Below are 12,144 nucleotides of genomic sequence, written 5' to 3'. Positions count from 1 at the left end.
GGCCTCCTTTCCGAAATTTAAAATCTACCAATAAAGTCACTACCAATACAAGTAATGAAACAGATGAAATAAATCTTTCACCATAAAAAAAATCAAAGATTATAAATATGGAAAGGCTAGCTTCCAGCCCATAGAGTGTCTTTCTTATTAATTTTCTCTCTAAATCTATTAACATATACTTAAGGGAATTAATTCATAACACCAATTACAAATCAACTTCATAGATTCAACACCTCCTACTGAAGAAAAACTCTCAGATCATGTTTAAGAGTTTGCGTTTAAAGTAAATATATTCATCAATAAACAAATATACAAATTTAACAACTATGCATATTCGATCAATTTCTATTAATTATCAATAATAAATAATTTATAAGTATTATATATATAAAAAAATGCTTTCATAAAGAAAGCACTTATGTGTTTAGCCAAATTTAAAAGTTACAGAAGGTTTTTTCCAATCTTCCTTTTAACCGTTAAAGGAACCTTTACAGACTTATTTTCTTCTCCAAACCGTTTTTCCTGTATTTTGTCATAGGTTTTCACATAATCAGGATGTTCCGTTCCCATCATTCTGTCCCATACTCTAAGATAAAGTCCATAATTACCTTTAAACTTTGAATGATGCATATTATGATGGGTGGAAGTATTAAGTACTTCAAAAAGAAAACTATGTCTGAACCACTTGGGCATAATTTCAAAACCAAGATGTCCGTAAACGTTAATAATAAAACCTCCTAAAATGAACAGAAATATAGATAGGGGGTTCATCGGAATAATAAATAAGACAATAGGAAGAATCAAAGCTTCCGCAATAGCCTCAAAAGCATGGAATGAATAAGATGCGAATGGAGAGGGATTGGTAGACTTATGATGCGTAAGATGAACATATTTAAAAATTTTACGGTGATGTACGATTCTGTGCATCCAATAAAAATACGTATCATGAACAATCAATGCAATAAATGCAGCTACAAATGACCACCATAACGGATATTCATTTCCGGTATAAAATTGAGTATAATGAATGATCGGGGTAAAAATGGTAAGAACTGCTATCACAGCCATTACTAATAACGAAACCAAAGAATTACTGATTTCATGTAGAAAATCTTTCTTTTTAGCTTCTCTTTCCTGTATTTTAAGTTTTTTAAAGTTTTTCTTTAAAACAATATAGAAAACAACAAATACAGGAACTGTAATCACAAAATATCTCACCATACCGGTAAGTGTAAGCTCTAATATTTTTGAAATCATTTCCATATTAATATTTTTATTCAAAATTATTAAGCTTTAGTTATATTAGAAATAACAAAAGTTAATTTCCTTTGAAAATTCTTTTCTTTATTCTACTTAAAGATACGGGAGTTACTCCTAACAAGGAAGCCAGATATTTGGAAGGAACACGATTAATAATAGCTTCATTTTCTTCCAGTCTTCTTCTATACCTTTCTTCCGGATTCAAAAGAATAAAATTTTCATTTCTTCTGAGCAAATCACCAATCATACTCAGCATCACATTGCTTCTGATATTACTAAGATTAAGGTTTTTATTCAGATAGGATTCCAACACCGAATAATCCATTTCCAATAATTCTACCTCTTCTAAAGCCTGATAAAAAAAACGGGAAGGTTTTTTATAAATGATACCGTCATAATTCCCCATAAAACAGCTCTCCCAGCGAAACAATATTGTTTTCTCCTCTCCATTTTCAAAAAGGCAAAAAATACGGAACAATCCTTTCTTTATATAAAAGAACTTAGTATCGAAATCTCCTTCTTCAATATAATTTTCTCCCGCAGGAATGGTCCGAAAATTCATATATTCGGATAAACCTGAAATTTCCTCTAAAGTAAGTCCTTCAATATTCTTTAGTATATGTGCAAAAAAAGTTTCCATAAAGAAAAGTTAAATACTTCTATAAAAATAAATCTTTTATTCGCATTTACCAATTTACACTTCAATTATTTACCCTGATAAATAATTACTTACTCTTTATTTAAAGATTATAAGAAGATAAAGATATCGAGCAAGTACATTATAATTAATATATTATTTTGATAAAAACTCAACTTTCCCCGTTTCCATGTGATACTCCCCTCCTACAATTTTAATCTCCTTTTTATCTTCCATCTCTTTCAAAATAGGGCTATTTTTTCTGATCTCCTCCATAGTATGCAATACATTAGACTTAGTTACCGCCTCTATATAAGCATGATTCTTGGATGTTCTGTCTCCATTATATGGTGTTGCCGCTATAGCCGGTTTTATTTTAGCAAGCAAACCTGTAATATTCCCCAGTTCCACATTATCTATTGCTGACTTGATTGCTCCACAATGTTCATGCCCCAAAACCACCACAACCTTTGCTCCGGAAACTTTACAGGCATATTCTAAACTCCCTAAAATATCCTCGTTACTAACATTTCCTGCAACCCTAGCCACAAAGAGATCACCTATTCCAGAATGGAAAACATCCTCTACCGGAACTCTTGAATCCAGGCAGGAAAGAACAACTGCTGCCGGATATTGCCCGATAGAAGCCTTACGTATTCTTTCTGAAGTATTCCTAATGGTAAGATTATCCTCAACATATTCTTTATTGCGCTCCTTCAAAATAGAATAAACAGTATCAGGGCTTAGTTTTGACTGCAATTCCTGAGTCAGGAAATGCTCATCAATAATTTCATTTTTATTTAATGTAATAGAATTGGAATCTTTTTGGTCATGATTTTTCTGACATGATACCAGCAGCAACAGAATACCAACCAGCATCCCCATGCTATAAGTGTAATTTTGCATAATATAGTTTTTTAATGTTGTGTGAACGATAAAAATTAAGCTTTAGATTTTCACCTAAAGCTTAACATATATAATTAATATCTCGTTTTTAAAACAATTTTCCCCAGATCTTTTATCTCATTCTGAGCTGTAAATACTACATTCCCATTCTTAGATAAAACGTTCCATGCAATGGTACTGGTTATATCATCTATTGCATTGGGCGTAGTTACATCTTCGATAAGATCAAAAGTTCTATCTCCCGTCATCAAAACAGGTTGGGAAAAATCCTGATGAACGATCAGTAAATCTCCACGACCATCTATAGAGGCCTGATAAATTTCCTGCAAATCTGTAAGCACTTTCCCTTGCGCTACCGCTTCTTTCATTTCATTAATAAATTCTGCCCTACGTTTGGACTGTTGTTCTTTAACAATTTCCCAAGCCTGCGCAACGATCTGATGTGGAGCTACATTATTATAATCTACACCAGCATATCCCAAATACACAGACGGCTTATCCGCTACATGCTGTAAATGAGAATAATTATCTTCAGTACAGATTACCAAGCATTTCAACCCCGTCTCATTACACACTTTAACCAAAGCCTTATCCACCTTGTTAAAAAATTCACGGAGCAAATCATCCAAGTGTTTAGGATCACTTCCCTTGTCCGGAAACGTATTATAATGCCTGTTTTGTGAAAATGGAAAATCATCATTCTTTATTTCCTCTACAATACCATCATTAACTGCTTCATATAACTGAACCCCGCTTTGAGACAACAGCATAATAAGGTAACTTTCACTTCTGTTAACATCCTTAATCAATGATCTTACAGCAAAGCTATCAGAGATATGAACTCCACCATTACTTGTTTCCCAGGTTGACTTTACAATTTCTTCCGTATCATTGGAAAGAAAAATATGAAGACTCTCAAGATTATGATTGATGTCAATTTCAGAGGTTATATGTTCAATTTTATCTAAAAGAGAAGCTACAGGTCTTTTACCAAATTCATTAATAATTCTTTCTTCAGCTTCTTTCAACATATTTTTGAGTAATATCTCATCCTGCAGATTATCCGGGTGTGTACGATGAGTATTTAGGGAGATTGTCACACAAGGCGAGTTTTTTTCGGTTGCTAATTTTTCCAATTGATTTCGTATTGCCATAATTAAAAAATTTTAATTTGTTAATGTTTATAATTGAAGAATAATTAAAAATTAAATCTAATTTACGAATTATAATTAACAAAATACAAATAGTACATAATTAATAATAAATTAAATTAACTAAGACTATATTTGAAATCATTATATCCTAAATCAAAACACATCTTTAAATATTCGCATCCCTGTTATCATATTTCCGATTTGTATATAAAAATGCAAATTTCATACAATTCAAAACCGATTCTACATGATAAATTTCACACCCCAAAATCAATAAAATTCTAATTACCTGAAAACTAAAACACTAAACCACTTTAGGCGAAAATAAAAACCAGGCATCTACAAAAAAGAGTAAAAAAATGTTTTATCGTAAAGAATTTTATATATTTGCACCATCTAACAATTAAAAAAATAATTTACTATGTCAGACATTGCATCAAGAGTAAAAGCTATCATTGCTGATAAGCTTGACGTTGAAGAAACTGAAGTAACTCCTGAAGCTAGCTTCACTAATGATCTAGGAGCAGACTCACTAGATACAGTGGAACTTATCATGGAATTTGAAAAAGAATTCAACATTCAAATCCCTGATGATCAGGCTGAAAAAATTACTACCGTAGGACACGCTATCGCTTATATCGAAGAAGTAGTAAATAAATAATATTCTTCAACAAAAAAGAAAATTAAAGAAAGTTTATGGAATTAAAAAGAGTAGTTGTAACCGGTTTTGGCGCAATAACACCGATTGGAAATAATGCGAATGATTACTGGGAAAATCTTATTAAAGGTGAGAGTGGTGCTGCTCCGATTACTCTTTTTGATGCCACAAACTTTAAAACAAGATTCGCTTGCGAGGTGAAAAATTTTGATCCGTTGCAATACTTTGATAAAAAGGAGGCAAAAAAAATGGATCGAAATACTCAATTTGGACTTGTGGCAGCGAAAGAAGCTGTAGCACATTCCAGAATTATCGAAGACAACGTAGACAAAAACAGAGTCGGAGTTATTTGGGGATCCGGAATCGGAGGTTTAGAAACTTTTGAAACAGAAGTATTGGGATGGGCAAATACCGAAATTCCAAGATTCAATCCGTTCTTTATTCCTAAAATGATTGCCGATATTACTCCCGGACACATATCCATTGAATATGGCTTTCATGGTCCAAACTACACAACCGTATCGGCATGTGCTTCATCCGCCAATGCATTAATTGATTCTAAAATGCTGATCCAATTAGGAAAGGCAGATGTCATTGTATGCGGAGGATCAGAAGCTGCTGTTACTGCAAGTGGTGTGGGAGGTTTTAATGCAATGATGGCTCTTTCTACAAGAAATGATGATCCTAAAACAGCATCAAGACCTTTCGATAAAGACAGAGACGGATTTGTACTGGGCGAAGGAGCAGGATGTATTATTCTTGAAGAATATGAACATGCTGTAAAGCGAGGAGCTACAATATATGCAGAATTAAAAGGTGGTGGTATGAGTGCAGATGCACATCACATGACTGCACCACATCCTGAAGGTTTAGGAGCTTACTTAGTAATGAAAAATTGTCTGGAAGACGCAGGTATAACTGCTGATGAAGTAGATCACATCAATATGCATGGTACATCTACTCCATTAGGAGATATTGCAGAATCCAATGCCATTTCGAGATTATTAGGAGAACATGCTTTTGATATTCAGATCAATTCTACCAAATCAATGACGGGTCACCTTCTGGGTGCTGCCGGAGTTATTGAAGCTATTGCTGCATTAGGAACTATTATTCATGGAATTGTTCCTCCTACAATCAATCATTTTACTGATGATGAAAATATTGACAGCAGACTTAATTTCACATTTAATGAAGCTGTGAAAAAAGATGTAGAAGTAGCCATGAGTAATACTTTTGGATTTGGTGGGCATAACGCTTGTATTCTATTTAAGAAAATCTAAATTTACTGAATGGAGTTACAGAAATACTTTTCTAAATTCCTTCTCAAACAAAGAAAAAGAAAATTAACGGAGAGAGATTTCTTCCTTAGTTCCAGACTTTATAATATGTTAGGCACTGAGGTACAAAATATTGAGCTCTACCGTGAAGCATTTTCTCTTAAAGGCTCGTCTAAAAATCAGGAAAGCAATTATGAAAGACTTGAATTTTTAGGGGACTCAGTTTTGGGGACAGTAATTTCTTGCCATTTGTTTCAGACATATCCTCAAGCTAATGAAGGGTACCTGACGCAGATGAAGTCTAAAATTGTCAATAGAAAAAATCTCAATAAATTGGGAGACGATTTAAAGCTGACTGATCTATTGCAAAAACAAAGTTCAGCTGCTTTAGGAGAAAATATCTCAGGAAATTTATTTGAAGCGTTAGTAGGAGCTGTTTATCTCGATTTTCACTATGAAGTTTGTAAGAAAATCATATTGGACAGACTTTTAACTCCTACAGAGATTAATAAGCTTGAAAATAAAATCGTGAGTTATAAAGGTCTTCTTCTGGAATGGAGCCAAAAGAAAAAAGTCAATATAAAATACGAGACTTGTGAGGAAGTTCAGGTAAATAAATCTATTGTATTCCGCTGCCATGTATGGCTCGATGAAGAAAAGATTACGAATGCTACTGAAACTTCCAAAAAGAAAGCCGAGGAAAAAGCGGCACAAAGAGCATTTTATATTTTAAATAAAAAGGAAAACATACTTGGAAATTCAAAAACTTTATGATCTTGACGAGATAGAATCTGAAGATATTACCATTGGATTGGTAAGATTAGCAAAGCATATCCCTGATCATGAATTTTTTTTCAAAATAAACCGTTCTAACGATCTTAGATTTTCAAGAATAGAGGACCTCACCCTACACGGGGTTTATTATGATTATAATTTTCCAAGATTTGAAGCTTTTCATAAGTTTACCCAAACTTGTTTTACTTTTATTTCTAACAAATCTTCTGAAAGTTTCCAGAAAAAACAACAGGCAGAACTTTTTTCAGAAGAAGAGAACATTAAATTTTTATTAAATAATCAGGCGGATGTGGAATATATTTTACATTCATCGGAACAATTTCCTGATTTTTCCGTAATTTTGTTGCCTGAAAATCTTGTTTTCCCCATTCAAGATTATATATTAGGTTCTGAGGAGGAACTGTATCAAATTATCCAGTATTATGAATAAGTATTTAAAGAAGACAAAAATTATTGCAACACTTGGCCCGGCTTCATCATCTAAAGAAGTAATGTTAGGACTTATAAAAGCTGGCACAGATGTTTTCAGAATAAATTTTTCACATGCAGATTACGACCTGGTTCGAAAAAATATTGAAATTATACGTGAACTCAATAAAGAGTACGGATATTCCGTAAGTATCTTAGGAGACTTACAGGGACCTAAATTAAGAGTTGGGGTCGTAAAGGAAGGTTCTTATCTTAATCCTGGAGATATCCTTACTTTCACCAACGAAAAAATAGAAGGAGACTCTACAAAGGTTTACATGACTTACCAGCAGTTTCCACAAGATGTAAAAGAAGGAGAAAGAATCCTTATTGATGACGGTAAACTGGTACTGGAGGTTATAGAAACCAACGGAAAAGATACTGTACGAGCAAAAACTATCCAGGGAGGACCATTAAGCTCAAAAAAAGGAGTCAACCTACCTAATACGAATGTATCTCTTCCTGCCTTAACTGAGAAAGATATTCAGGATGCTAATTTCATGCTTGATATGGAAGTAGACTGGATCGCCCTTTCATTTGTTCGTCACGCTCAAGATATCATCGATCTTAAAAAATTGATCAAAGGCCATCCTAAAGGAACCTTTAAAACCCCTATTATTGCTAAAATTGAAAAGCCTGAGGGTGTTCAGAATATTGATGAAATTTTGCTGGAATGTGATGGGTTAATGGTTGCACGTGGGGATTTAGGCGTAGAGGTTCCGATGGAAGAAGTTCCGGCTATTCAGAAAAAACTTGTTGAAAAAGCAAGATTCTATTCCAAACCGGTAATCATTGCTACCCAGATGATGGAAACAATGATTAACAGCCTTACACCGACAAGAGCCGAGGTAAACGATGTTGCCAACTCTGTATTGGATGGTGCTGATGCTGTAATGCTTTCAGGAGAAACTTCTGTAGGGAGATATCCCATTCAGGTGGTTGAAAATATGTCCAAAATCGTTAAGAATATCGAAACCACTCATTTCTATCAACATAAAAATGAACCGATCGAGAAAGATTACAACTGCATAGATGAAAGATTTATCACCAACAGAGTATGTTTAGCGGCTGTAAGAATTGCAAAGACTACCAATGTTGCTGCCATTATTACATTAACGAATTCAGGATATACAGCTTTCCATATTGCTGCCCACAGACCTAATTCTCACATTATTGTATATAGCTCGAACAGAAGAGTGATTACTATGCTTAATCTTCTTTGGGGTGTTCATGCGTATTTTTATGATATGAATAAATCTACTGATGAAACAATTATCCAGGTAAATATGTTAACTCATAACTATGGATTCATCGAAACAGGAGATTTTGTAATCAACCTGAATGCAACTCCGTTTTATGAAGGAGGAAAGACCAACACATTAAGGTTAACTAACGTTTAAAATAAATTTTATACAGATAAAAAAGCTCTCAAATTTAAATTTGAGAGCTTTATTTTATCTTAGTTTCGTCTAAGGACTTACTAATCCACCATTATTTAGTTTCCTACAATTGTTTTAGGAGTAACGAATTCCTTCAATGCTATCAATGATAACTCTGTACCATACCCTGAAGCCTTAGTTCCACCAAAAGGAAAACGAGGATCCGAACTGGTCATTCTGTTAATGTTTACAGTTCCGGATTCCAGTTCTTCAATAAAAAACTGCTGGCGGTCTTTATCATCAGTCCAAACAGAGTTTGATAATCCAAAAGGAATATCATTAGCTAATTTCAGTGCTTCCCGATCATCTTTAGCAATCATTACCATTCCCAATGGTCCGAATAATTCTTCCTGTAAAATCGGGTTCCCTTCTTTCACCCTAATCAATCCCGGATGAAATTCATTTTCGGAGATTCTTTCAAGCGGCAAAATAACTTCAGCACCGTTATCCAGAGCTTTCTGATATTGTTTCTCCAGATCATCTGCCAAATCGGGTCTTGCCATTCCTCCGATTTTAGTTTCCCTATTCATCGGATTGCCCGGAACAAACTTTTTATATTCTTCTATAAACTTAGGTAAGAATTCGGCTTCCACCTTATCTTCAATGATAAAGCGTTTTGCAGCTACACAAGTCTGACCGCAATTCTGAAGTCTTGCCAAAGCCCCTACTCTGGCAGCTTCATTAAGATCGGCGTCATCCAATATAATAAATGCATCGCTTCCTCCCAATTCCAATAAAGATTTCTTAATATTCAATCCCGCTATCGAAGCTACTTCTCCACCTGCTTTTCCACTTCCTGTTAAACTTACTCCTTTCACAGCATCATGCTCAAGAATCTCTTTAACTTCTTTATGTCCGACTTCCAGATTTTGAAAAACACCTTCTGGAAAACCTGCTTCTTTAAATACTTCTTCTATTTTATTTCCACTTCCAAAACATATGGAAGCATGTTTTAAAACTACTGTATTTCCTGCTAAAATGGCGGGAGTCGCAAATCTTAATACCTGCCAGAAAGGAAAGTTCCAGGGCATTACTCCTAAAATAACTCCTTTAGGAATATATCTTACTTCAGAAAATTTATATTCAGATTCTATTTTCTCCGGCTGAAGAATATTTTCAGCGTCTGCATAATACTTCATCATGGAAGAACATTTTTCTACTTCAGCAATAGCCTGGGAAATAGGCTTATTCATTTCTTTCGTAATAATCGCACCATATTCTTCCGCATTGTTCTTTAAAATATCTGCAGCTTTTGCAATAAGCTTTTGTTTCTCTTCAAATGACACTTTTTTCCATTCAGAGAAAGTATGATCCGCCTTAATCAGTTTATTTTCTATTGATTGTTCCATAATATTGTTGTAATTTAAATTCAGATGTGAATTTATAATAATACTCTATTTTTCAAGAGCGTAATCTAAGTAACAAATTTTGTTCCTTAGACTTCTAAATAATAATGATTCTCTCTATTAAAAGATTATAATCCCATTATTTAAATCATAAACCACTCATTAACGAGACTTGCTGCCAGACGGGCTGTTCTTTCCTGAATATCAAAAGCAGGGTTAACTTCTGCCACATCTAATGCCAGTAATTTTTTATTCTTTAATATATGCCTGTAAAAATGCAGGAATACAGAATCTGCAAAAATACCATTATAGGCAGATGCGGAAACTCCCGGAGCAATAGCAGCATTAAAAACATCCATACAGATTGTTAGATAGAGATGATCAACACTGTCTGCCAATTCATTAATACGCTCATAAATGGAAGGAAGGTTCTCAAAGAACAGTTCATCGGCTAAAATATACTTCATTTTAAGCTGGTGGGCAGTATCAAATAATTTTAAAGTATTTGAGTTTTTTTGGATTCCAATATGTAAAGAATGAATTTCTCCCTCCTGAGCGATCTGCCAGAAGCCTGTTCCGGAACTCGCCCCTATCCCATTTTCAGGCTGCCTGTTATCAAAATGAGCATCTATATTGATAATACCTATTTTCTGATCGGGAAAAGCTTTTCTGATACCGGAATAATGAGCATAAGTAACTTCATGCCCTCCTCCTAAAACTATTGATTTTCCCCTATTTTGCAAAACCTTAGCTACTTTATCGCACAGGTATTTCTGAGTTTTTTCCAGGTCACTATCATTACAAGTGATATTGCCAAAATCCAGCAATGAGAAATCCGGAAGAATTACAGGAAAATTGGACATATTTTTTCTGATGAAATCAGGAGCTTCTTTAGCCCCTGTTCTCCCATTATTTCTTTTTACACCTTCATCCACCGCAAAACCATGAATAACAAAATCATTATGGGAAATATTACCATAATCCGATTCTTCTCTTACTCTTTGAAAAATTCTGTGATAGAGAAGCTCTTCTCCATCTAACCTACCCTGCCAAATCATAATTTAAATTTATTCTGTTATTTAGCTGACATTATACCGTTCAAAACTCTGCCAGTATTTATCTTTATAAAGATCAAAAGAAATTTTATACTCCGGATGGTCTTTAATGATTGTATTGAAAACTTTAGGTGAATGCCTGAAGCCTTTACTGGCAAAGAATACTTCTCTCATGTTATCAGCACTTTCTCTTCCGATATATAAATTTCCTTCTTCGAGATTAAGCTGATCAACCATTTTTTCTTCAATTTTATCTAATGAATCATAATCCCCTTTCTCCGGCAGTCCATTGTTCTTTTCTCCGTTATACCGGATCTTCACCACTGAAATCCATGGATAAGATGCTTTTTGATCCCACTTTAAAAGTGAAGTATTAACAACGGCTATCAAAGGTAACCCGCTTGCTAAAGTAGCATTAAGAATGGAAAAGCTGTCTTCTTCTTCCGTATTTTTAACTCCTTTATATTTTTCTATAAATTCCCTTTCTCTCCATTGTAAGAAATCTTTCAGTTTATAAATAGGAACAAGTTCTTTTTCCGCTTCACTTTTGCCGATTATTTTCAAAGAATCTATCTGTGTGGCAAAATTGAGTTCACCTAAATAGTTGTCTAAAAATATATAGGTCCCATTGGTAGTAACCTTCTTATTCTCTTCTGTTAAACCATCATAAAGAAAAGTAAGATCAATTTCATCCGGGTAATTTTCAATGTCATTAGAATAGAAGAATATATTATCTTTTGTAAAATCATAGCTTCCCATTCTTATATTGATATTTTCAATATTCATTTCAGACTTAAGGGCTGTAAATTTCCAGTGAGGCAAATGGGGAGCTACTTCTACAATCTCTTCAGCAAAAACAATATTTCTGATATCTCCATCTACTGTAATAATAAGTTCTGCAATGTTTTCATCACTCATACCAGCCAGGAAATAATATCCTGCATTTATTTTTTTTAGTTGAGGAGAAATTATATCGAAGAATTTTTCTTCTATCTGTTTACCTTCTCTGATTACTTTATAAAATTCCTGCTCATGTTTTAAAAACCATTCCCAGAAATCCGTGTAATTTTCTATTTTTACTTTTCTAATGTTCTGCTTCTTTCTTAAAATTTTGTCAAATAGTCCCATTACTTAATTTTTTTCCAT

12 protein-coding genes are annotated in these 12,144 nt (G+C 33.8%); 5 read left to right on the top strand and 7 right to left on the bottom strand.

Features of this window, described 5'->3' with window-relative positions; all coding sequences use genetic code 11:
• Positions 1 to 441: 441 nt before the first annotated feature.
• The 4 genes from Q0A18_RS11965 to Q0A18_RS11950 form a co-directional block, all read right to left on the bottom strand.
• On the bottom strand, positions 442 to 1,257 hold the full coding sequence (locus Q0A18_RS11965) for a sterol desaturase family protein (protein WP_292010379.1): 816 nt from the start codon (positions 1,255 to 1,257) through the stop codon (positions 442 to 444).
• Between the two features lie 61 nt (positions 1,258 to 1,318).
• On the bottom strand, positions 1,319 to 1,900 hold the full coding sequence (locus Q0A18_RS11960; protein ID WP_292010378.1) for a Crp/Fnr family transcriptional regulator: 582 nt from the start codon (positions 1,898 to 1,900) through the stop codon (positions 1,319 to 1,321).
• 153 nt (positions 1,901 to 2,053) lie between these two features.
• A complete protein-coding gene (locus tag Q0A18_RS11955) occupies positions 2,054 to 2,803 on the bottom strand; it encodes a carbonic anhydrase family protein (RefSeq protein ID WP_292010377.1) in 750 nt (249 codons plus the stop codon).
• Between the two features lie 74 nt (positions 2,804 to 2,877).
• On the bottom strand, positions 2,878 to 3,957 hold the full coding sequence (locus Q0A18_RS11950; protein ID WP_292010376.1) for a hypothetical protein: 1,080 nt from the start codon (positions 3,955 to 3,957) through the stop codon (positions 2,878 to 2,880).
• Positions 3,958 to 4,378: 421 nt separating this feature from the next.
• On the opposite strand from Q0A18_RS11950, the gene Q0A18_RS11945 reads away from it, so the two are divergent.
• The 5 genes from Q0A18_RS11945 to pyk are packed head-to-tail and all read left to right on the top strand — an operon-like array spanning position 4,379 to position 8,558.
• Positions 4,379 to 4,618, top strand: a complete 240-nt coding sequence (locus Q0A18_RS11945) for an acyl carrier protein (protein ID WP_002976354.1) — start codon at positions 4,379 to 4,381, stop codon at positions 4,616 to 4,618.
• A 35-nt stretch (positions 4,619 to 4,653) separates the two neighbouring features.
• The gene (gene fabF / locus Q0A18_RS11940; protein WP_292010375.1) at positions 4,654 to 5,898 is read left to right on the top strand and encodes a beta-ketoacyl-ACP synthase II; all 1,245 of its coding nucleotides are present in this window, start codon (positions 4,654 to 4,656) and stop codon (positions 5,896 to 5,898) included.
• A 9-nt stretch (positions 5,899 to 5,907) separates the two neighbouring features.
• On the top strand, positions 5,908 to 6,669 hold the full coding sequence (gene rnc, locus Q0A18_RS11935; RefSeq protein ID WP_292010374.1) for a ribonuclease III: 762 nt from the start codon (positions 5,908 to 5,910) through the stop codon (positions 6,667 to 6,669).
• Entirely contained in the window at positions 6,647 to 7,120 is a 474-nt protein-coding gene (locus Q0A18_RS11930) for an IPExxxVDY family protein (RefSeq protein WP_292010373.1), read from the top strand. Before rnc ends, Q0A18_RS11930 begins: the two co-directional genes overlap by 23 nt.
• Positions 7,113 to 8,558 (top strand): pyruvate kinase, encoded by a 1,446-nt coding sequence (pyk, locus tag Q0A18_RS11925; protein ID WP_292010372.1) that lies wholly within the window; start codon positions 7,113 to 7,115, stop codon positions 8,556 to 8,558. The genes Q0A18_RS11930 and pyk overlap by 8 nt, the downstream gene beginning before the upstream one ends.
• 95 nt (positions 8,559 to 8,653) lie before the next feature.
• Here pyk and Q0A18_RS11920 read toward each other — a convergent pair whose 3' ends face one another.
• The 3 genes from Q0A18_RS11920 to Q0A18_RS11910 form a co-directional block, all read right to left on the bottom strand.
• Positions 8,654 to 9,946, bottom strand: a complete 1,293-nt coding sequence (locus Q0A18_RS11920; protein ID WP_292010371.1) for an aldehyde dehydrogenase family protein — start codon at positions 9,944 to 9,946, stop codon at positions 8,654 to 8,656.
• Positions 9,947 to 10,086: 140 nt separating this feature from the next.
• The gene (hutG, locus tag Q0A18_RS11915; RefSeq protein ID WP_292010370.1) at positions 10,087 to 11,001 is read right to left on the bottom strand and encodes a formimidoylglutamase; all 915 of its coding nucleotides are present in this window, start codon (positions 10,999 to 11,001) and stop codon (positions 10,087 to 10,089) included.
• A gap of 21 nt (positions 11,002 to 11,022) precedes the next feature.
• Positions 11,023 to 12,126: a DUF695 domain-containing protein gene (locus Q0A18_RS11910; RefSeq protein ID WP_292010369.1), complete on the bottom strand. Its 1,104-nt coding sequence runs from the start codon at positions 12,124 to 12,126 to the stop codon at positions 11,023 to 11,025.
• Between the last annotated feature and the right edge of the window lie 18 nt (positions 12,127 to 12,144).

It is taken from the genome of Chryseobacterium sp. (assembly GCF_022712095.1).
Classification (GTDB): Bacteria; Bacteroidota; Bacteroidia; order Flavobacteriales; family Weeksellaceae; genus Chryseobacterium.
The sequence above is the reverse complement of the archived record's forward strand: the minus strand, read 5'-3'. Positions and strand labels throughout refer to the sequence as shown.

Bases quoted from the DNA above. Each gene is read 5' to 3' on its own strand.
- Q0A18_RS11960 (WP_292010378.1), bottom strand. From the start codon at position 1,900: ATGGAAACTTTTTTTGCACATATACTAAAGAATATTGAAGGACTTACT.
- Q0A18_RS11965 (WP_292010379.1), bottom strand. From the start codon at position 1,257: ATGATTTCAAAAATATTAGAGCTTACACTTACCGGTATGGTGAGATAT.
- rnc (WP_292010374.1), top strand. From the start codon at position 5,908: ATGGAGTTACAGAAATACTTTTCTAAATTCCTTCTCAAACAAAGAAAA.
- pyk (WP_292010372.1), top strand. From the start codon at position 7,113: ATGAATAAGTATTTAAAGAAGACAAAAATTATTGCAACACTTGGCCCG.
- hutG (WP_292010370.1), bottom strand. From the start codon at position 11,001: ATGATTTGGCAGGGTAGGTTAGATGGAGAAGAGCTTCTCTATCACAGA.
- Q0A18_RS11955 (WP_292010377.1), bottom strand. From the start codon at position 2,803: ATGCAAAATTACACTTATAGCATGGGGATGCTGGTTGGTATTCTGTTG.
- Q0A18_RS11910 (WP_292010369.1), bottom strand. From the start codon at position 12,126: ATGGGACTATTTGACAAAATTTTAAGAAAGAAGCAGAACATTAGAAAA.
- Q0A18_RS11945 (WP_002976354.1), top strand. From the start codon at position 4,379: ATGTCAGACATTGCATCAAGAGTAAAAGCTATCATTGCTGATAAGCTT.
- Q0A18_RS11920 (WP_292010371.1), bottom strand. From the start codon at position 9,946: ATGGAACAATCAATAGAAAATAAACTGATTAAGGCGGATCATACTTTC.
- fabF (WP_292010375.1), top strand. From the start codon at position 4,654: ATGGAATTAAAAAGAGTAGTTGTAACCGGTTTTGGCGCAATAACACCG.
- Q0A18_RS11950 (WP_292010376.1), bottom strand. From the start codon at position 3,957: ATGGCAATACGAAATCAATTGGAAAAATTAGCAACCGAAAAAAACTCG.